Consider the following 19,106-nt stretch of genomic DNA (forward strand, 5'->3'; position numbering starts at 1 on the left):
CGCGTCACACAATCGGAACGCGCAGGCTCATTCCCCCATTTGGGGGACACGGGAGACGATAGCGGGGGACATCGTTCATGCCAAGTGCTCATTTGTTGCTGTCATCGAGCGTTCATCCCGCCGACACGTGCGCACTACCGTTGACCCATGCTTACCGCCATCGTCGGACTTGCCGGCGCCCTCCTCTACGGCGCCGCCGACTTTCTCGGCGGGATCGCCTCCAGAAGGATGAGCAGCATCAGGGTCACGGCCATCGCGGCCCTCAGCGGGCTCGTCGTGTTGCTGCTCGCGCTCCCCATCATCGGTGGGGTGTGGTCGGCGAACGCAGTGCTCCTCGGCGGGCTCTCCGGCATCACCGGCGCCGGGGCCATCGTGCTGCTCTATGCGTGCCTCGCGATCGGGCCCATGAGCATCCTTTCGCCCCTCACCGCGCTCGTCTCGGCGATCGTGCCGATGACGGTGGGGCTGGCGAGCGGTGAACGGCTCGCGCCGATCGGCTATGTCGCGCTCGGGCTCGCCCTCGTCGCGGTCGTGCTCGTGGGGGTCGTCCCCGAAAAGAATGCCGTGCGGCCAAGCGGCCGGGCCCTCCTCATGGCGGTCGGCTCCGGCGCGCTCATCGGCGTCTTTCTCATCCTCATCGACCTGACCCCGGATGACTCGGGGCTCGTGCCCCTCCTCGCCAACCGTGCCGTCAACGCGACCATCATGTTCACGGTCGTCGCCGTGCTTGCCATCGTTGCCGCGCGGCGCCGCAGTGTGCTCGCCGCGCCAGCACCGGCATCCGCGGCCACACCCGCACCTGCACCCGCGCCCATTACTGAGCCATCGGACGTCATTGCCGAAACCCATTCGATGCATCCGTGGCGCTCTGGGCTCACGTTCGCGCTCGCCTGCGGCGTGCTCGATGCGGCCGCCAATGCGCTGCTGCTGCTCGGACTGCGCCTCGGCGACCTCAGCGTCATGGCGGTGCTCACCGCCATGTATCCGGCCGGCACCATCATCCTTGCCGCCATCGTGCTCGGCGAACGGCTCACCCGCGTGCAGTGGCTCGGTCTCGCACTTGCGGTCGCAGCGGCAGGGATGCTCGCGCTCGCGTAGCTCTGACTCGCGCGCCCCGCGAGAGGTCAAATTGTGCGCCATAGCTCCACTCATGGGGCAGAACGTGACCTCTCGCGGGCGGAGTGACCGGCCTCATCGGCTGGCGCGGCGCGGGTGGATCTGCAGTCGGTGGAACAGCAAAGGTGGGGCCGACCCATCGACCCCACCCTGGTTATGCCAGACGTACATCCGGCCTATCGCTGAAACTACTCACGCATCGCACGAATGCTCTTATACAGCTCGAGCTCTTCACCGGTGTAGTGGTCAAGGAAGAACTCTTCGGCCTTTTCGATGAAGGCTTCCTTGTCCACCTCGTCCTCTTCTACGACGGTGAACTCATCGCTCGCACGGTATTCGTCGAGGATCTCGTTAGTCTCGGCTTCGACGCACTCGCGGTTCTCTGGGCGAATCTCGTGGATGGTCTCAAACAAGAGATCCTTTTGCTCATCATTCATCTTGTCTAGCGTCTTGTTGGACACGACGACGTAGTGAGTTCCGATCTGATGATTGTTGAGGCTGACGTACTTCAGGATCTCGTCATAGCTTTGCGCGTGGGTCGCGGGGATGGGGTTTTCCTGCCCCTGCGCGATTCCCTGCTGCAGTGCCACGTAAACCTCTTCGGATGCCACTGTGACCGGGTTTGCGCCGAGAGCCTCGGCATTCGCAAGGAACTGCGGCGAGTCTGGGAAGCGGATCTGGAGGTTCGCCAGGTCGTCAGGGTGGCTGATCGGGGCCGTCGCCGTGAACGTCCGGGTACCGAAGAGCCACGCATCGACGATGGTCGTGTCGGTCGCTTCGCCGAACTTCTCGAAGAATGCCGGGCCCGCTTCATCGAGCCACTCAAACGCATGGTCTACATCGTCGAAGATGTAGGCGGCATCCATGACTCCGATGGGGGAATAGGAGGTGCTCAACCCTGAGCCGCCCTGGAGGTCGATGTCAATGTCGCCGGCCTGCACCGCGGCGAAGCGTTCAGTATCGGGGCCGAGCTGGCTTGAAGGGAAGAGCTGTACCTCGATACCAACATCGGCGTCCTCGAGTCGCTCTTTGAGGAGTTCGACGCCGCAGAAGTAATTCGGAGTCGTTTCTGGTTGGGAGGTCGCAATCCTTAGGGTCACGGTGGAGTCCTCCCCGCCCCCGGCGTCTGTGGAGCACCCTGCGAGGAGGACGAATGCGGCCGGTAGGGCTATGACTGCAGCGAGGCGGCCTCGCCTGTGGTGTGCGCTGTGCATCTGCTGTCTCATTTCTTCTGGTACTACGAGTCCCGAAGAATGACATGAAGACCTGGCGAGGGCGAGCTTGCCGCCACCGTAGACCTCATTGTCAATCCGGTAGAGCATGCCCTGCGGGTGCCGAGCACACTTGCATACTCCTGACCAGTGAACCGATAATGCAACCATGCGAACCGCTGAGTGGAACACGTCCGTGTCAGTGCTGGGCCGAATCACGGCAATCCTGGAGGCGTTCAAGATCGAAGACAGCTCCCTCACGATTTCCGAGCTCGCTCGCCGGGCCAACCTTCCTAAGTCGACGGCCTCGCGTCTTGTCTCCGATCTCGTCGGCCAGCGCTATCTCGAACGAGAAGGGAATGCCATCCGTCTGGGCCTTCGATTGTTCGAGCTGGGCCAGATGGCAGGAAAGCCAAAGGAGCTGCGCAGTGTCGCCTTGCCCATCATGTCCGACCTTCGGGATGCGACCGGCGAGACCGTCCACCTGGGTGTCTTCGAGGGGGGAGAGATCGTCTATCTGGCGATCCTGCGCGGTCGCAACTCCGTGAAACTCCCCTCTCGCGTAGGCGGTCGACTTCCCGCGCATGCCACAGGCCTGGGAAAGGCGATGCTGGCATATTCCGCGCCCGACACAGTGAAGAAGTTCGAGAACGCAGGGCTCGCTCCCCTCACAGCACGCACCATCACGGATCCCACGAGACTGCACGAGCAACTCCAGGCAGTCCGCCTGACCGGACTTGCCTACGAAAGCGAGGAGTCGGCGCCAGGGCTCGCCTGCGTCGCCAGCCCCATACTTTCGTCCTCCCAAGAGCCGATCGCAGCCATTTCGGTCTCCGGCCGGGTCGACTCGCTCGATGTTCGCCGGCTCGGTCCAGCTGTTCACACCGCCGCGCTTGTACTTTCGCGACGGCTGTCAGGACGCGGCTACCACTAGGGGGTCCCATCCAGCGGAACCCCATATTGCCCCAGCTGGTGAGCGGCGAAACAATTGGCACCACCCGCGCTGCACTGCACTGTGTTGCACGGACGCAACCGCCAACACACGCAGAGACGCTGAGGTCACCGTGAACGTCACCCCTGAACGCAACGCAAATCCCATAGACCCCGATCGGCCTCTTCGGATCGGCATCGTTGGATGCGGGAAGATCGCCATCAACCATGTGAAAGCACTGCAGGGGATTCCCGGTGTGATCGTCTCGGCTGTTGTCGACATCGATGCCGCACACGCGAAGCACTTCGCCGACACCTACGGCATTCCCAACCGCTTCACCGACATCGACGAAATGATGTCGTCCGGGATCGATGCCGTCACCATTTGCACTCCGCATCCGGTTCATGAAGCTGGTGTGCTCGCGGCCGCCAGCCATGGTCTGCACGTGCTCTGCGAGAAGCCCATCGCCGTAGAACTCGATGAAGCGCGCCGCATGATTGCCGCAACAGACGAGGCTGGAGTGATCTTTGGGGTGCTTTTCCAGCGCCGCTTCTGGCCTGCATCGCTGCGAATCCGCGAGGCCCTCGACGACGATCGGCTGGGCCGCCCCATTTCGGGGAACCTGACGGTACGTTTCAACCGCGATGCGGAGTACTACTCGGAGCCCTGGCGCGGAAGATGGGATACCGAAGGCGGTGGGGCACTCATCAATCAGTGCATCCACCTCATTGACCTCCTCCAGTGGTACATGGGAGAGGCGGTACGAGTGAGCGGCCGAATTGGCACCCTTGCGCACGGAGATTTCATTGAGGTCGAAGACACCGCGAGTGCAATTGTCGAGTTCGAATCTGGCGCTCTTGCCACCATCCAAGCCAGCACGACGTCGAATCCAGGGCTCGGTGCGCAACTCTGGGTGAGTGACGGCAAGGGGCGCACTGCCGGGCTCGCCGAGTTTCCCGAGGGTGTGGGCTTCACTGACGTCTGGAGCATTCCCGGCGAGGAAGAATACACCGCGCTCTACGAGAAGGGCGGCACCTTCGATATTCCCCTTGCCGACACCCACCAACGGCTCGTCCCGTTCCACAAGCTCCAGATCGAGGACTTCGTGCAGGCCATCCGTGACGGTCGGGACCCGATCGTCACGGGGCGCGAAGCGGTCAAGTCGCTCGAGATCATCCTGGCAATTTATGAGTCGTCGCGGTCTGGCGAGACCATCGACTTGAGGCTGCAGCGCAGGGAGTGAACGAGCGCCGCGCAAACGGGTGGTGCCGCCTTCGCCTGGCGGGCCATTCGCCACGAGGAAAGGCCCGAGGCGCCCGGTCGATGCCCCGAGGTTTCTGCCGCTGACAGAATTGGAGCGAACCCACCGTTCGGAACTCTTCACGAACAGTCGCCGACAGGGCGCCCAGAGCGCCTCAGGCTTTGAGATGCTTCGCGAGGATTTCGACCGCGAACCCGTAGCCCGCGATACCTGCCCCTGCGATTACGGCAACTGCCGCCTTTGATACGAATGAGTGGTGCCGGAACTCCTCACGCTTGTGAATGTTTGTCACGTGAACCTCGACGGCCGGCAGTTCTACAGCGAGCAGCGTATCGAGCAACGCAATAGAGACCGTCGTGAGTCCTGCGGGATTAATGATGACGCCTGACGCGACGCCACGAGCCTCGTGAAGGCGGTCGAGGATCGCCCCCTCCCAATTGCTCTGAAAGAAGTCGACTGCGAAGCCCGAGGCGGCCGCCTTTTCGCGCACGAGGTCTTCAACATCCTGAAGCGTGTCACTGCCGTAAAGCCCAGGTTCGCGCCGACCGAGCAGATTGAGATTGGGGCCGTTAACCACGAGAAGGGTTGGCATTTCGGTCATGGCGGTGCTCCTTGAAAAGGCATATGCGGCCGATCGCCACGACGACGAGCAACCACGGGTGGATGAGATTGGACTGTCGCCGAGGAACGACCCACGGCGCGTGGCTCACGATGCCGATCACCCTCCGGGGGTGTCAAGGCGGTGTGCCACCAAGCGGAACCGAGGCCGGTCTCACTCAGTGGAACGTGCCTTGGCCCCTCGCGCGCTTCCACCCAGAATCAGAAGTGCCGACGGGGTCACCTCGTCGATGCACCACCGCGACGACAGAGAAGATGGCAGGAGCCCAATGAACTCGACCACCCACACCGCTGTGGCCCAGTCGCTCAGAGAGGCCTACCGCACCCTCGAACCCGTCGCACCCCCGACAGAGTCCTTCCCAAGTCTTACTGTCGCCGATGCCTACGCGATGCAGCAGCACCAGGTCGATGCGTGGAAGGCTGAAGGCCGCCGAGTGCGCGGACACAAGATCGGCCTCACGTCGCGCGCGATGCAACGGCAGTTGGGAGTGGACCAGCCGGACTACGGTCACCTCTTCGCTGACATGTTCCACACTCACGGGACCAGCATTCCCACCGGGACGTTCATCAGTCCGCGCGTCGAGGCGGAGATCGCTTTTGTCCTCAGACGCCCGCTGCGGGGGCCTGGTGTCACCATCGCCGACGCGCTCTCCGCCGTCGACTACGCGCTCGCATCGCTCGAGATCATCGACTCCCGAATCGTTGACTGGCGCATCACCCTCGCCGACACGATCGCCGACAACGCGTCTTCAGGTGGAGTCGTGCTTGGCACCACATTCCGCCGTCTCGATCAACTCGAGCTGCGCACTACGGGCGTCGTGATGCACCGTAATGGCAGCATCGTGGCGACAGGTGCTGGCGCAGCCGTGCTCGGCTCTCCCATCAACGCTCTCGCTTGGCTCGCCAACGCGCTCGGAGAGTTCGGCACCGGACTCGAGGCTGGCGACGTGATCTTGCCAGGAGCACTTACCGCCGCGGTGACCGCTCAGCCTGGCGACACCATCAGCGCCACCTTCGCGTCCCTCGGGACTGTGTCTACGACCTTCGCGGCCTGATCACCGATGCGACCCACCACCACAAGGAGATGTGCAGAATGACATCAACAGGCACGACGAGAAAGACCGCGGCGATCGTGGGTTCCGGCAATATCGGGACAGACCTCCTCATCAAACTCCTGCGAAGTAATTCGATCGAGATCACTACGATGATCGGCGTCGACCCGGCGTCCGACGGGCTCGCACGAGCACGTTCACTCGGGGTCGAAGCGAGCTCCGATGGAGTTGACTGGCTGCTCTCTCAGGCAACGCTGCCCGACTTCGTGTTCGAAGCGACATCGGCGAAAGCCCATGCAGCCAACGCGCCCCGCTATCGGGACGCGGGAATTACCGCTATCGACCTGACACCCGCGGCACTCGGCCCGTTCGTGTGCCCCGCCGTAAACCTGAGTGAGAACCGGGGCGAACACAACGTCAACATGATCACGTGCGGCGGTCAGGCAACCATCCCCATTGTCTCCGCCATCAGCAGGGTGACATCCGTCAGCTATGCAGAGATCATCGCATCCATCGCATCCCGCTCGGCTGGCCCGGGAACACGCGCAAACATCGATGAGTTCACCGAAACAACAGCACACGCTATCCAGTCGGTGGGCGGCGCCGAACGCGGCAAGGCGATCATCGTGCTCAACCCCATGAAGCCCGACATGATTATGCGCGACACCGTGTTCGCAGCCGTGCCGGCGGACCACGACGAAGATGCGATCACGGAATCAATTCATCGGATGGTCGCCGACGTTCAGCAGTATGTTCCCGGCTACCGGCTGAAGAGCGACCCACAGTTCGAAGCCCCCGACGAGCGCTGGGGCGGTCACGCTCGCGTTGCTGTGTTTCTCGAAGTCACTGGCAACGGCGACTACCTCCCGCCCTGGGCTGGAAATCTCGACATCATGACTGCGGCCGCAGTGCGCGTGGGCGAACTCATGGCAGAAGCGACGGTGAACGCATGACTCCGACACTCGATGCAGTTCGCATCACCGACACGACCCTCAGGGACGGCAGCCACGCCGTCCAGCACCAGTTCACTACCGACGACGTCAGAAAGGTCACCCGCGCGCTCGACGCCGCCGGTGTCGGTGTCATCGAGGTCACTCATGGAGACGGTCTTGCCGGATCTTCGTTCAACTACGGATTCAGCCGGGTCCGTGACATCGAACTTGTCAAAGTGGCCGTCGCAGAGAGCACGAACGCGAAGATCGGCGTGCTCCTTCTCCCAGGGCTCGGCACGATTGATGACATGCGCGAAGCTCACGACGCTGGCGCAAGCCTCGTGAGGGTCGCGACCCACTGCACCGAAGCCGACGTCAGCGTCCAGCACTTCCAGGCAGCCCGCGAACTAGGAATGGAGACGGTCGGGTTCCTGATGCTTTCGCATCGTAGCGAGCCGGAAGAGCTTGCAGTGCAGGCCAGGATCATGGCAGATGCTGGCTGCGAATGCGTCTATGTGGTCGACTCGGCAGGCGCGTTGCTTCCCGATGGGGCGCACGCCCGCGTCGCCGCGCTCGCTGCAAAACTCGGCGACGATGCAGCGGTTGGATTCCACGGCCACCAGAACTTGTCACTTGGTGTCGCGAATTCCCTCGCCGCGTACCATGCGGGAGCTCGTCAGATCGACGGGAGTCTCCGTGCGCTCGGCGCCGGTGCCGGCAACACTCCGACAGAAGTCCTCGTGACCGCCTTCGACGCCGCCGGCATTCCCACAGGCGTAGATGTTCCCGCCATTCTCGCTGCCGCCGACGAAGTACTCGTTCCCCTGGTCAGAGATCATCTTCCGGTCATTGACCGCTCGGCGATCGTCCAGGGTCGCTACGGTGTGTACAACTCATTCCTGTTGCATGCGGCACGCGCCGCCGAACGCTACAACGTCCCGTCGTATGAAGTGCTCAAACGGGTGGGTGAAGCTGGCTACGTCGGCGGACAGGAAGACATGATCATCGACGTCGCAATCGGCCTTCGCGATGAGCTCGCCGGGAGAACGACATGAGCGACTGGACCATCGATCGGGCAGCCGAGGCACTCCTCGCTGCCGAGGCGACACAAAGTGAACGCGGTCGGATCACCGACGAATGGCCCGGACTTGATGTCGAAACCGCCTACCGCATTCAGGACGCCATTATCGAGCGGAAGGTGGCATCCGGCGAGCAGGTGGTTGGCGTGAAACTGGGCCTCACTTCGCGAGCCAAGCAGCAGCGCATGGGAATTTCCTCCCCGCTGCTCGCAGTGCTGACCGATGCGATGGTGCTCCCCGCTGACGCCCCGATCCCCCTCGACCTCCTAGTCCATCCGCGCGTCGAGCCTGAACTCGTGTTTGTCATGGGCCGCGAACTCCGGGGGCCGGGCGTCACCGCCGCGACTGCCCTTGCCGCCGTCGCAACGGTGCACGCCGGCTTCGAAATCATCGACAGCCGATACATCGACTACTCATTCGCGTTGCCCGATGTGGTCGCAGATAACGCGTCGTCAGCGCTCTTTGTCGTGGGTGCTCGTGGCGTCGATCCTGCTGAGCTCGACCTCTCTCTTGAGGCTGTGGCGCTTTCAGTCGGCGGACTCGTCGTCGACACTGCGACTGGGGCAGCTGTTCAAGGCCACCCTGCCGAAGCGCTGGCCCTTGCCGCGAACCAACTCGCAGCGCGCGGACGGTCGATCCCGGCCGGATCGCTCGTGCTCTCCGGAGGAATGACCGATGCCGTCGAAGTCCACGCCGGCGTGTCCATCTCAGCCGAGTTCACGTCACTCGGCACCCTGACCGTCACCGCGAAATAATCAGGAGTGAATATGCCGACCCCCGAACAACAATCAGAGATCGACCGCTACCGTGAAACGTATCGTGAGCTGATGGGCTTCGTGCCACCACGAGTCGCTGCCCGCTTCGAGCACCTCAGCGAGACGAACCCGGAGCTCCTCATTGCGCAGGAGCACGTGCGCAACCTCGTGAGCTACAACGACGTCATCGAGCCCAAGACTGCACAACTCATCCTGTTCGCCGTGCTTGCGGTACAGCTGAAAGATGCCACCAAACTGCACGGCCTGGCCGCGCGCCGGGCCGGGGCAAGTTGGGAAGAGCTCCAGGCAACTCTCGACCTTGCCTATCTGTTCGGTGGAGTGAGCGTTGCGAACCACGCTCCCAAATTTCTTGCCGAGATCGCAGAACTCGAAGAGTCAGGCGGAACGGAGTGAACGAGAACTCCTTCGACTACCCCGAGCCGGTCTACGACGTTGCCCAGCTCGGGCACGTCGAACTCCTCACCCCAGATCTTGAGAAGAGCGCCGAGTTCTTCGTTGACGTCTACGGCCTCTACGCCGTCGCCGAGACAATCGACTCCGTCTACCTTCGCGCGTGGAACGATGACGTGCTCACCTCACTCAAACTCACGACATCCGAGCAACCCGGACTCGGCCATATGGCATGGCGCACAACGAGTCCTCAAGCGCTCGACCGCCGCGTGCGCGCCCTTGAGGAGCGCGGCATCAGCGGAACCTGGCACGAAGGGGACCTCGGGCATGGACTCGCCTACAGCTATGTGGGCGTTGGTGGGCAGCAGCAGGAGGTCTACTTCGAGACAGACAAGTATCACGCACCCGCGAGTGAACTCCCGTACCTGCCCAACCAGCCCCAAAAGTTCATCCCTCACGGGGCTGCCGCTGCCCACATTGACCACATCAACGTGCTGGTGCCAGACGTGGCGGCCGCATCGGCCTTCCAGCAAGAGACCCTCGGGTTCAAGCTCCGAGAGCGGCTCGTGCCTGCTGGGGATGAAGAAGTCGGAGCCTGGCTCAGTGTAATGACCAAGGCACATGACCTCGCGCTCACAAAAGAGCCTGCACCCACCGACGGTCGCCTGCACCATCTCGCGTACGCAGTCGAGAGTCACCTCGACGTGATTCGAGCCGCAGATACTTTCATGGAACTCGGCACCGCGATTGAGTTCGGACCAGCCAAGCATTCCCGCACGCAGGGCTTCTTTCTTTACGTCATCGAGCCAGGCGGCAACCGCGTCGAGATCTTCACGGGTGGGATTCACATCTTCACTCCCGACTTCGAAACCGTGACTTGGACGACGGAGGCGGGGGGTCGCGGCACGGCATGGGGAACCCCGGTTCCGCCAACCTTCCACAGCCACGCGACACCGCCGTTCACCGCCGGATGACGGCCTCACGGGTCGCCCTGGGAGCGAGCTTTGTCACTCTTTCCGGATCGGGATTCGTCGCGCCCCCCCGCTTTGATTTTGAGCGTCGCGTCGCCGCAGCGCGAGCTGCCGGCTTCGACTCTGTCGGGGTGCGCCTCGCCGAGCTGGAGGGGTCTCCCGAACTCATCGACGAGGCCATTGACGTCATCCGACGTCACCAGATGACAGTCACCGAGGTAGAGTTCCTCTCCGGTTGGGCCACGACGGCAGACCCTACTAACGCGCTCGCGCGGCTTCCGCTCGTGCGGCGACTCGCGGCAGAATGGGGTGGATTCCACCTAACGAGTGGCGAGTTCGCCGGCGGCGACGTCGACATCGACATCGCTGCTGACAACCTTCGACGCATTGCCCACGGTCTCGACGGCACAGGCGTGACTATCGCGGTCGAAGCATTTGCATGGTCCGCCATCAGCAGCTACGAAATCGCGCTCGAGCTGGTGCGGCGCTCGGCCTCGATGGGGGTCGGCATCATGGTCGACATTTGGCATCTCATCAATACCGGCGGCGGCGTCGAGTGGATCGAGACGCTCAACCCTCGTCACGTCGCAGGGGTGCAACTCAACGACGGCCCCAGAGTGCACTCAGACTTTCTCGCACAGGCACGAACCACGCGAAGACTTCCAGGCGATGGGGAACTCGGCGCTGCCGCCATCGTGGAAGCCCTCCACAGAATCGGGTTCAACCGCAACCACATGGTCGAAGTGAGTTACCCCGAGTTCCTTGCGCTGCCTATTGAAGAAGCAGCAAAGAGAGCCGCTGCCGCTGGACGTAGCATTCTCGACGCCGTCTCCGTATAGAAACCTGAATGGGCTGGCAGCAATTGGAACCTGACAATGCAATGCGACTAGCAATCCGCCTCGGTATCCCGTCCGCGCGGTTGGAGGTCCTGCAGTTTTTGAGGGATGTGGAGTACATCTCCGCGTCGAGGCTCTCCGCCGAGATCGGATACTCACCGAATGGTCTGAGAAGCCACTTGCGAACACTCGAGGGGCTCGGCCTCGTTGACAGCGCTGTAATGAAAGTGGCCTGGTCGTTTCGGCCGGTTCGTTGCTACCGTCTGAATCGCGATCGAGGGGAGGCCGCTGCTTGGCTGCTATACGACCTCTTCACGCCGGCTCCGATTGAAGCCTCGGGGTGAGAGACCGCTCGATCGAAATTGGCAACAATTGCAATCTCGTGGGAGACCGGCCTCTGGAGAACCTCTCTGCCGACGCTGAGCGCCCGCACCGGTGGAATATGGTTTGGAAGATGGCGCACCAGCTCCATCCCCGCGACTCGTTGTGACCCGTCGAAGTCGGTGACAAAGCAGTATCTGCTGCGAGCCTGCGACTAGCCGCCTTCAGATTCCTCAGCTGGGTGAATCAAAGCCCGCGAGCCACGAGATCTACGAAATGGGCACGCATACGCTCCGCACTCGGTGTGACACCCGTAATGCACTCAAAGGTATCCACCGCCTGGCCGACTGCCATGTACCCGCCATCAAGCACGGAGCATCCGCGCTCCTTGGCTAGTCGAACCAGTTGCGTCTCTATAGGACGATAGACGACATCAGCCACCCACAGGTCGCCACGGATGAACGACGGATCAAGAGCAATGCCAGGGTGGTGATGCATCCCGATCGGAGTGGCATTGACCAAACCCCGCGACTCGGGCAACACCCGGTGAAGGTCGTGAGGCCCGATCGCCTCGATCTCGCGATCGGGAAAGAGCCTGCGGAGGATGCCGACCAACGAGGTCACACGTGACGAATCGATATCGCTCACCCACAGCTGTTGCGCTCCGGCTCCGAGCAGTGCATAGGCGACCGCAGAACCCGCACCCCCCGAGCCGAGCTGGGTGACGCGCGAGAGGTCCGCGTGGGGAAGGCCTGTTTTCAATCCCCAGGCGAACCCCGAATGATCTGTGTTGTGGCCGACAAACCGGCCATCCCGCACCACCACCGTGTTGACGGCAGCCAGCCGCTCCGCGTCATCAGACAATTCGTCAAGCGCCGAGATCACGGTCTGCTTGCAGGGGAACGTGATGTTGAAGGCCGTGAATCCCAGATCTCGACCCCACCGCAAAAGGTCCCCAGCGTCATCCCCCGTCCTGCCGATGGCGTCAAGATCGATGGGTCGGTACAGGTAACGGATTCCAAGGCGGTCTGCCTCCTGCTCGTGCAGGGGCGGAGTCAGGGACTGCGTTACACCACTACCAATCAAACCCACGAGATGGCTTTCAGTGGTCAAGCTCACAATTACTCCCTCATCGATACGGTGCCAAGACCACACGTTCCGCACGCTTGCAACCCAATTTGGGCTTATCCGCTCAGCCCGAGTGCCCTCGGCAGGATCATCGTGATATCCGGGAAGAACGTGAGGATCAGAAGAACCGATACCAGCGGCACGAGGAACGGCAGAATACCTTTGAAGACCTCTTCGACGGGTTTTGCGGTGACAGAACTCATCACATACAGCACGCTGCCCACCGGAGGCGTCAAAAGCCCGATCATCAGGTTGATGATCATGATCACGCCGAAGTGAATCGGATCGATTCCGAACGTCACGGCGACTGGCAACAGCACTGGCACGGTCACCAAGATGACCGCAGTTGCATCGACGACCATGCCGAGAATGATGAGCAGCACGTTGACGAGGAGCAAGAAGATGATCGGGTTGTCGGTCAGGCTGGTCATCCACTCCGCTACGAAGGTGGCGACGCGCTCGCGCGCGAGCACCTGGCCCAACATTCCGGCGGCGCCAATAATGATCATGATGCCCGCGCAAAGGAACACAGTTTCCTTCGTGGCTTCCCAAAGGATCCGAAACGTGATGGTGCGCATAATCAGACCGAGAATCACCATATAGAGCCCGGCGATTCCAGCCGCTTCGGTCGGCGTGAAGAGCCCGCCGATGATTCCACCGAGAATGATGACCGGAGCGCCCAGCGGGCCGATGACTCTCAGTGAGGCTCGCCCCAGTCGAGCGGCGCTGAAAGGCTGACTCACAAACTCGGGGCGCTTACGCACCCAGAAGAAGATGTAGACGCACAAGCCGAGCGCCATCAACACGGCAGGAAAGACCGAAGCGGCGAAGAGTGCGCCGGTCGACACCGTTGCCGTCGCGGCGAAGATGACCGCCGGGATGCTCGGCGGCATGACCGGACTGATGAGCGCCGACGATGCTGTGAGCCCGGCGGAGAATCGGAACGGATAGCCTGCCCTCGTCATAGCCGGAACCTGCACCTTGCCCAGACCGGCGGCATCGGCAAGCGCGGAACCGCTCATCCACGCGAAGCCAACACTTGTCGCGACATTCACGTATGCAAGATTTCCTCGAACACGAGACAGTGCGGCGAGTGCGAACTCGAACAGCCGCGCGGCGATGCCGAGCCTGTTTGCGATCACTCCGACGAAGATGAACAGCGGGACCGCAAGAAGGGGGAAACTGTTCACAGAATCAAAGACGGCCTTGAGCGCCATCCCCGTGGAGTAGCCACTGATCATGAAGTATGCGAGGCACGGTCCCATGATCGCAAAGGCCACGGGGACGCGCAGGAACAGAAGGAGAAGGATCGCCAGTGCAATGAGGCCAATGGCCATGATCAGGCCTCCACTTCGTCGAACGTAACTGCATCCTGCTCAGGACGATGCGCAGTCAGAATCTTGATGATGGCCCGCAGAAAACCCGAGGCGAAGCCAATCAGCGGGAACAGGAACATGTAGCCGAGCGGGATCCTCAGCACGGTCGTCGTTCGACTGAAACCGTCCTTGAAGAGGTCCCATGCTTCCCACACCAGGCCGAGGCAGATCAGGGCCAATAGCAGTGCGGCGACGAAGCGCACGACGGTCAATCCGCGCCCTTTGACGAGATTGTCGATCACCGCGACAGTGATGTGGGCGTTCTTGGCAATGAGATAGCCAACCGTAATGAAGGTCAGGCCGACGAGTGCGTAACGTGCAATCTCGCCAGACCCCGCCCAGTTGAGCTCGTTGACATAGCGCCCGAGCACTTGATGCAGCACTCCCACAAAGATTGCAAGCATGAAGATCCCCGCAAGCGTCATCTCCACTCGGGAGAGTCCGTCGTCGACGCGGGACGCCAAGACAAGAATGCGGGACTCATTCTTGCGCTTCACCGGCTCCGGATCGACGTGATCTGGATTGTCTCTCAAGGCAATTCGCTCCTTTGCGTATTGTCGCGTGGATGGCGCTCTGGTCGGTGCGATACCCGGATCTCCGGGTGTTTCTGCCACCGCCGCCAAAGTGCGGAACATCGATGCCGCGCGCGGTCATCGCTGACCACGGCGCGATCTGAACATCGAATCAGAAATGACGCCGTGCAAGTAATAGCGGCCCACCCAGCGGGACTAATGCCAGAATCGCCCGTGTTTGTTCCCTCCAGTGCGCTTTGAGGAGACGACGAAGGCGCCCACCCCGTGAGGGATGAGCGCCTTCGTGGGGTTCGCTAGAGGGCGGCCAGGCTGTCGAGATACTCGTCACCCGGGTTGACCGTGTGCGTGCTCGCGTCGATCTCGGCGCGACCCAACAGCTCGTCCATACGACGACGTCGGGTGCGCGTGATGAGCGTCACTACCGTGCCGCGCTTGCCGGCGCGACCCGTGCGCCCCGAACGGTGGAGGTACGTCTTGTACTCCTCCGGCGGGTCGGCCTGGATCACGAGCGAGATGTCATCGACGTGGATGCCGCGTGCCGCAACATCCGTCGCCACCAACACGTTGACCCGACCGCTCGTGAGCATCTGAAGGTTGCGCGTGCGGCGCGACTGGTTGAGGTCACCGTGGAGCGACGTGGCCGGGATGCCGGCATCGTCGAGCATGTCGGCGAGCTCTTCCGCAAACGCGCGGGTGCGGGCGAAGACCAGGGTCTTGCCGTCGCCGCCGGCGAGCTGCTCGATGATGGCGCGCTTGTCGCGCTGCTCGATGAGGAGCACCTTGTGGTCGATCGTGCTGGAGGCCTGGTCTTCACCGGCGACCTCATGCACTGACGGGTTCACGAGAAACTGGTTGACGAGGGTGGCGACACCCTTATCGAGGGTGGCGGAGAACAGCAGCTTCTGGCCGCCCTTCTTCGTCTCCTTGAGGATGCGCTGGACTGGCTCGAGGAACCCGAGGTCGCACATGTGGTCGGCCTCATCAAGCACCGTAATGACAACTTCACTGAGGTCGAGACGGCCCTGCTCGACGAGGTCCTCGACTCGGCCGGGGGTCGCGATGACAATATCAACACCGCGACGGAGCGTCATGACCTGCTTCTGCTGCGGCACACCACCGACGATCGTCGTGGTGTGCATGCCGACGCTGCGGGCGATGGGCTGCACGGTGCGGTCGATCTGCATCGCCAGCTCACGGGTCGGGGCGAGGATGAGCGCGCGGGGCTTGCGCCCCTCGGTGCGTCCGACCTTCTTGCCACCGTTGTTCTCCATGAGGCGCTCCACGAGGGGGGCGCCAAAAGCGATGGTCTTGCCAGAGCCGGTCTTGCCGCGGCCGAGCACATCCCTGCCCGCGAGGACATCGGGGATGGTCGCGGCCTGGATCGGGAACGGCGCTGCGGCACCCATCGCGGCGAGCTGTCGCGTGATGTTGTCGCCGAGGCCGAGGTCGCCGAAGGTCTTGCCCTCAACATCGCCGGCCGTCAAAACCTTTGCTTCGAGACGCTCGAGAACGACATCCTCGTGCGCGCCGAACTTGCCGTCGCGGCTCGGGTACAGGTCGCTCTCGCGACGCGGGGGCCGCTCGTCGAACGAGCGCTGCGGACGCTCGCTGCGGTGCTCGCCACGGTTGTAGGCGGGACGCTCGGTGCGCTCCGTGCGGGGACGGTCGTTGTAGGCCGGACGCTCGGTGCGGGCCGGGCGGGGACGGTCATTGTAGGCCGGACGCTCCGTGCGGGCCGGGCGGTCACCGTAGGCGGGACGCTCCGTGCGGGCTGGGCGGTCACCGTAGGCGGGACGCTCGGTGCGCGCCGGACGGTCACCAAAGGCGGGACGCTCCGTGCGCGGGGCTCGGTCGTCGAATGAGCGCTTGGGCCGATCATCGAATGATCGCTGCGGGCGGTCGCCGTAGGAGGGACGCTCGGTGCGGGCCGGGCGGTCACCGTAGGCGGGACGCTCCGTGCGGGCCGGGCGGTCACCGTAGGCGGGACGCTCCGTGCGCGCCGGACGGTCACCAAAGGCGGGACGCTCCGTGCGCGGGGCTCGGTCGTCGAATGAGCGCTTGGGCCGATCATCGAATGATCGCTGCGGGCGGTCGCCGTAGGAGGGACGCTCGGTGCGGGCCGGTCGGTCGTTGTAGGTGGGGCGCTCCGTGCGCGCCGCGCGGTCGCCATAGGAGGGGCGCTCGGTGCGGTTGGTGCGCTCGCCGTAGGGGGCACGGCCGGTGGCCGGGCGCTCCTCGCGGGGCGTCCAGTCGGGGCGGCGGTCGTCGGAGGTGGGGCGGCGGTCACCAGTGCGCACGGCACGATCATCCGCAGTCCACCGCTTCTTGGGCGCCGGGCTGTCGGCCTTGTAGCCGCGGTGGTTGGGGCTACGGCTGCCGGACTTAGGGCCGCCGGTGCCGCGCGGGGTGTCGAATTTCTTCGCAGGGTTGCTCTTAGGCATAGTTCTTTCCGGGTTGTAACAAGTGCATGGCAGGGCACAGCAAGAATTGGCTGCACTACTGAGGAAACCCGGGCAATCTTTGGCCAGGACCGTTCACATACGTGATTTCTCCGCCGGCCATCAGGGAGTAGCTGATGATGCGGAGACCGGCCCGAAAGACTTACAAACCCATTCGCGAGAACTCGCGATGTCTAGAGCCGACCTTGCTACGTTACACGATCGCCCGCAGAAACGCGACGATAGTGAGGATCCGCGCGGCGAGATTCTGAGCTTCCTGCGAACGTCGCTGCGCTAGGTGGATACATTGTTGGCATGCGTACCTCTATTGCGACTGTCTGCCTCTCCGGAAGCCTCGTCGAAAAACTGCACGCCTGCGCCGCCGCAGGCTTCGACGGCGTCGAGATCATGGATGCCGACCTCGTCGCGTCCTACGAGTCACCGGAAGAAATCCGTGCCCTGTGCGATCGCCTTGGGCTGCGCATCGATCTCTACCAGCCGTTCCGCGACGTCGAAGGGGTCGATGGCGCCATCTTCGCCGACACCCTCCGCCGCGCCGAGGCAAAGTTTGATGTGATGGAACGGCTCGGCGTCGACCTCATGCTCGTCTGCAGCAACGCGGCAACCGCGACGATCGACGATGACGCTCTCGCCGCGCGGCAGCTCGGGCAGCTCGCCGACCTGGCCGCGAGCCGGGGCATCCGCCTCGCCTTTGAAGCGCTCGCCTGGGGCCGCTACATCTCTGACTACCGTCACGCGTGGCGCATTGTGCAGCTCGCCGATCGACCCAACCTCGGCACCTGCCTCGACAGCTTCCACATTCTCTCTCGTGGCCACGACCCCGCCGGCATCGAACAGATCGACGGCGAGAAGATCTTCTTTCTCCAACTCGCCGATGCGCCGGCGCTCGACATGGATGTGCTCTCGTGGAGCCGCCACCACCGGCTCTTTCCTGGTGAAGGTGACTTCGCACTGACGGCGTTTCTCGGTCATGTACTGCGGGCCGGATATACGGGCCCCCTCTCGCTCGAGGTCTTTAACGACACGTTCCGCCAGACGGATGTTGTGCGCACCGCTGCCCACGCGCGCCGATCGCTCACCTGGCTTGCCGACCGCACCGCCGCTGAAAACGGCTGGGCCGACGGCCGCCTCGGTGAAGCACAGGAGGCGCACGGCATCGACTTCGTCGAGATCGCCGGTGCCGACCTCACCGACTTCGACGAAATGCTCGCGCAACTCGGCTTCACGTTCCGCGGTCGCCACCGCAGCAAGCCCGTGCGGCTCTGGACGGCGGGCGACGCCCGCATCATCCTCAACGAGCAGGCTCGCCACGAGCAGCCGAGGCTCGCAAGCATCGGGCTCGAAGTTGCGGATGCCACCGCCGCCGCCGACCGCGCGCTCGCGCTCGGCTCACCGAGCGTGTTCCGTCGCACCTATGCGGGCGAGCAGGAGCTTCGCGCCGTCGCGGCACCCGACGGCACCGAGGTGTACTGGAACGACCGGCCCGCCGAGAACTCGTGGATCATCGAGTTCGACGGCGGCAGCCCCGATGAGGCCACCATCGACGGCACAATCGACCACGTCAACCTCGGCTACCGCTGGCAAGAGTTCGACGAAGCCGTACTGTTCGCAAGCAGCGTGCTCTCGCTCTCGACCGAATCGGCGGCCGACGTGCCCAGCCCCACCGGCCTTGTGCGAAGCCAGGTCATGCGCACGCACGATGGCGTCGTCCGCGTGCCCATCAACATGGCGCCGCCAACAGCGCCACTACCGACCCGGCATATTGCGGTGCGCTGCGACGACGTCATCGCTGTCGCGCGGCGGGCTCGTGCTGCCGGGATGCCCTTTCTGCGCATCCCCAGCAACTACTACGACGACCTCGCAGCCCGCTTCGGTCTCGACGAGACACTGCTCGTTGAGCTTCGGGAGCTCGGGCTTTTCTACGACCGAGACAGCGACGGCGAGTTCATCCACGTCTATTCGCCAACCATCGGTGGCGTGTTCCTCGAGATTGTCGAACGTCGGGGCGGCTACGACGGCTACGGAGCCGACAGTGCGCCGATCCGTCTGGCCGCCCAACATTTCGCCGAGGAGCGCCCAGCGTAGCGAGCTGATCAATACCCCCGGCTCCGCACTG

18 protein-coding genes are annotated in these 19,106 nt (G+C 63.2%); 12 read left to right on the forward strand and 6 right to left on the reverse strand.

The features are described from left to right. The first annotated feature begins 147 nt into the window (after window positions 1–147). On the forward strand, window positions 148–1,098 hold the full coding sequence (locus ACY48M_RS09630) for an EamA family transporter (RefSeq protein WP_462820067.1): 951 nt from the start codon (window positions 148–150) through the stop codon (window positions 1,096–1,098). Between the two features lie 206 nt (window positions 1,099–1,304). Here ACY48M_RS09630 and dctP read toward each other — a convergent pair whose 3' ends face one another. Beyond that, the gene (gene dctP / locus ACY48M_RS09635) at window positions 1,305–2,438 is read right to left on the reverse strand and encodes a TRAP transporter substrate-binding protein DctP (protein WP_462820068.1); all 1,134 of its coding nucleotides are present in this window, start codon (window positions 2,436–2,438) and stop codon (window positions 1,305–1,307) included. 58 nt (window positions 2,439–2,496) lie between these two features. On the opposite strand from dctP, the gene ACY48M_RS09640 reads away from it, so the two are divergent. Together ACY48M_RS09640 and ACY48M_RS09645 are read left to right on the forward strand one after the other, a co-directional pair. Then, window positions 2,497–3,261 carry an IclR family transcriptional regulator gene (locus ACY48M_RS09640; RefSeq protein WP_462820069.1) on the forward strand — a complete coding sequence of 255 codons (765 nt, stop codon included), beginning with the start codon at window positions 2,497–2,499 and terminating at the stop codon, window positions 3,259–3,261. Between the two features lie 130 nt (window positions 3,262–3,391). Then, window positions 3,392–4,501 carry a Gfo/Idh/MocA family protein gene (locus tag ACY48M_RS09645; RefSeq protein WP_462820070.1) on the forward strand — a complete coding sequence of 370 codons (1,110 nt, stop codon included), beginning with the start codon at window positions 3,392–3,394 and terminating at the stop codon, window positions 4,499–4,501. A 172-nt stretch (window positions 4,502–4,673) separates the two neighbouring features. Here the strand turns inward: ACY48M_RS09645 and aroQ are convergent, their stop codons facing one another. Beyond that, window positions 4,674–5,120 (reverse strand): type II 3-dehydroquinate dehydratase, encoded by a 447-nt coding sequence (gene aroQ / locus ACY48M_RS09650; RefSeq protein ID WP_462820071.1) that lies wholly within the window; start codon window positions 5,118–5,120, stop codon window positions 4,674–4,676. A 286-nt stretch (window positions 5,121–5,406) separates the two neighbouring features. On the opposite strand from aroQ, the gene ACY48M_RS09655 reads away from it, so the two are divergent. From ACY48M_RS09655 to ACY48M_RS09690, 8 genes are read left to right on the forward strand one after another with little or no spacing between them, the layout of a single operon-like run. Beyond that, entirely contained in the window at window positions 5,407–6,192 is a 786-nt protein-coding gene (locus tag ACY48M_RS09655; RefSeq protein ID WP_462820072.1) for a 2-keto-4-pentenoate hydratase, read from the forward strand. 38 nt (window positions 6,193–6,230) lie between these two features. Continuing rightward, entirely contained in the window at window positions 6,231–7,142 is a 912-nt protein-coding gene (locus tag ACY48M_RS09660) for an acetaldehyde dehydrogenase (acetylating) (protein ID WP_462820073.1), read from the forward strand. Then, entirely contained in the window at window positions 7,139–8,176 is a 1,038-nt protein-coding gene (gene dmpG, locus ACY48M_RS09665; RefSeq protein ID WP_462820074.1) for a 4-hydroxy-2-oxovalerate aldolase, read from the forward strand. The genes ACY48M_RS09660 and dmpG overlap by 4 nt, the downstream gene beginning before the upstream one ends. Then, a complete protein-coding gene (locus tag ACY48M_RS09670) occupies window positions 8,173–8,955 on the forward strand; it encodes a 2-keto-4-pentenoate hydratase (RefSeq protein WP_462820075.1) in 783 nt (260 codons plus the stop codon). The genes dmpG and ACY48M_RS09670 overlap by 4 nt, the downstream gene beginning before the upstream one ends. A 12-nt stretch (window positions 8,956–8,967) precedes the next feature. Then, on the forward strand, window positions 8,968–9,369 hold the full coding sequence (locus ACY48M_RS09675; RefSeq protein WP_462820076.1) for a carboxymuconolactone decarboxylase family protein: 402 nt from the start codon (window positions 8,968–8,970) through the stop codon (window positions 9,367–9,369). Beyond that, a complete protein-coding gene (locus tag ACY48M_RS09680; RefSeq protein ID WP_462820077.1) occupies window positions 9,366–10,340 on the forward strand; it encodes a VOC family protein in 975 nt (324 codons plus the stop codon). Before ACY48M_RS09675 ends, ACY48M_RS09680 begins: the two co-directional genes overlap by 4 nt. Continuing rightward, complete coding sequence (locus ACY48M_RS09685) at window positions 10,337–11,176, forward strand: sugar phosphate isomerase/epimerase family protein (protein ID WP_462820078.1); 840 nt, start codon at window positions 10,337–10,339, stop codon at window positions 11,174–11,176. The genes ACY48M_RS09680 and ACY48M_RS09685 overlap by 4 nt, the downstream gene beginning before the upstream one ends. A gap of 41 nt (window positions 11,177–11,217) precedes the next feature. Continuing rightward, complete coding sequence (locus ACY48M_RS09690) at window positions 11,218–11,517, forward strand: helix-turn-helix domain-containing protein (RefSeq protein ID WP_462820540.1); 300 nt, start codon at window positions 11,218–11,220, stop codon at window positions 11,515–11,517. Window positions 11,518–11,740: 223 nt separating this feature from the next. Here the strand turns inward: ACY48M_RS09690 and ACY48M_RS09695 are convergent, their stop codons facing one another. The 4 genes from ACY48M_RS09695 to ACY48M_RS09710 all read right to left on the reverse strand — a co-directional run bounded on the left by ACY48M_RS09695 (window position 11,741) and on the right by ACY48M_RS09710 (window position 16,972). Next, window positions 11,741–12,613 carry a shikimate dehydrogenase gene (locus tag ACY48M_RS09695; protein WP_462820079.1) on the reverse strand — a complete coding sequence of 291 codons (873 nt, stop codon included), beginning with the start codon at window positions 12,611–12,613 and terminating at the stop codon, window positions 11,741–11,743. Window positions 12,614–12,678: 65 nt separating this feature from the next. Then, entirely contained in the window at window positions 12,679–13,959 is a 1,281-nt protein-coding gene (locus tag ACY48M_RS09700) for a TRAP transporter large permease (RefSeq protein WP_462820080.1), read from the reverse strand. Window positions 13,960–13,961: 2 nt separating this feature from the next. Continuing rightward, entirely contained in the window at window positions 13,962–14,531 is a 570-nt protein-coding gene (locus tag ACY48M_RS09705) for a TRAP transporter small permease (protein ID WP_462820081.1), read from the reverse strand. Between the two features lie 293 nt (window positions 14,532–14,824). Continuing rightward, window positions 14,825–16,972 (reverse strand): DEAD/DEAH box helicase, encoded by a 2,148-nt coding sequence (locus tag ACY48M_RS09710; RefSeq protein ID WP_462820082.1) that lies wholly within the window; start codon window positions 16,970–16,972, stop codon window positions 14,825–14,827. Window positions 16,973–17,284: 312 nt separating this feature from the next. On the opposite strand from ACY48M_RS09710, the gene ACY48M_RS09715 reads away from it, so the two are divergent. Next, window positions 17,285–19,075 (forward strand): TIM barrel protein, encoded by a 1,791-nt coding sequence (locus ACY48M_RS09715; protein ID WP_462820083.1) that lies wholly within the window; start codon window positions 17,285–17,287, stop codon window positions 19,073–19,075. Window positions 19,076–19,106: the final 31 nt, after the last annotated feature.

Source organism: Homoserinimonas flava, assembly GCF_054969005.1.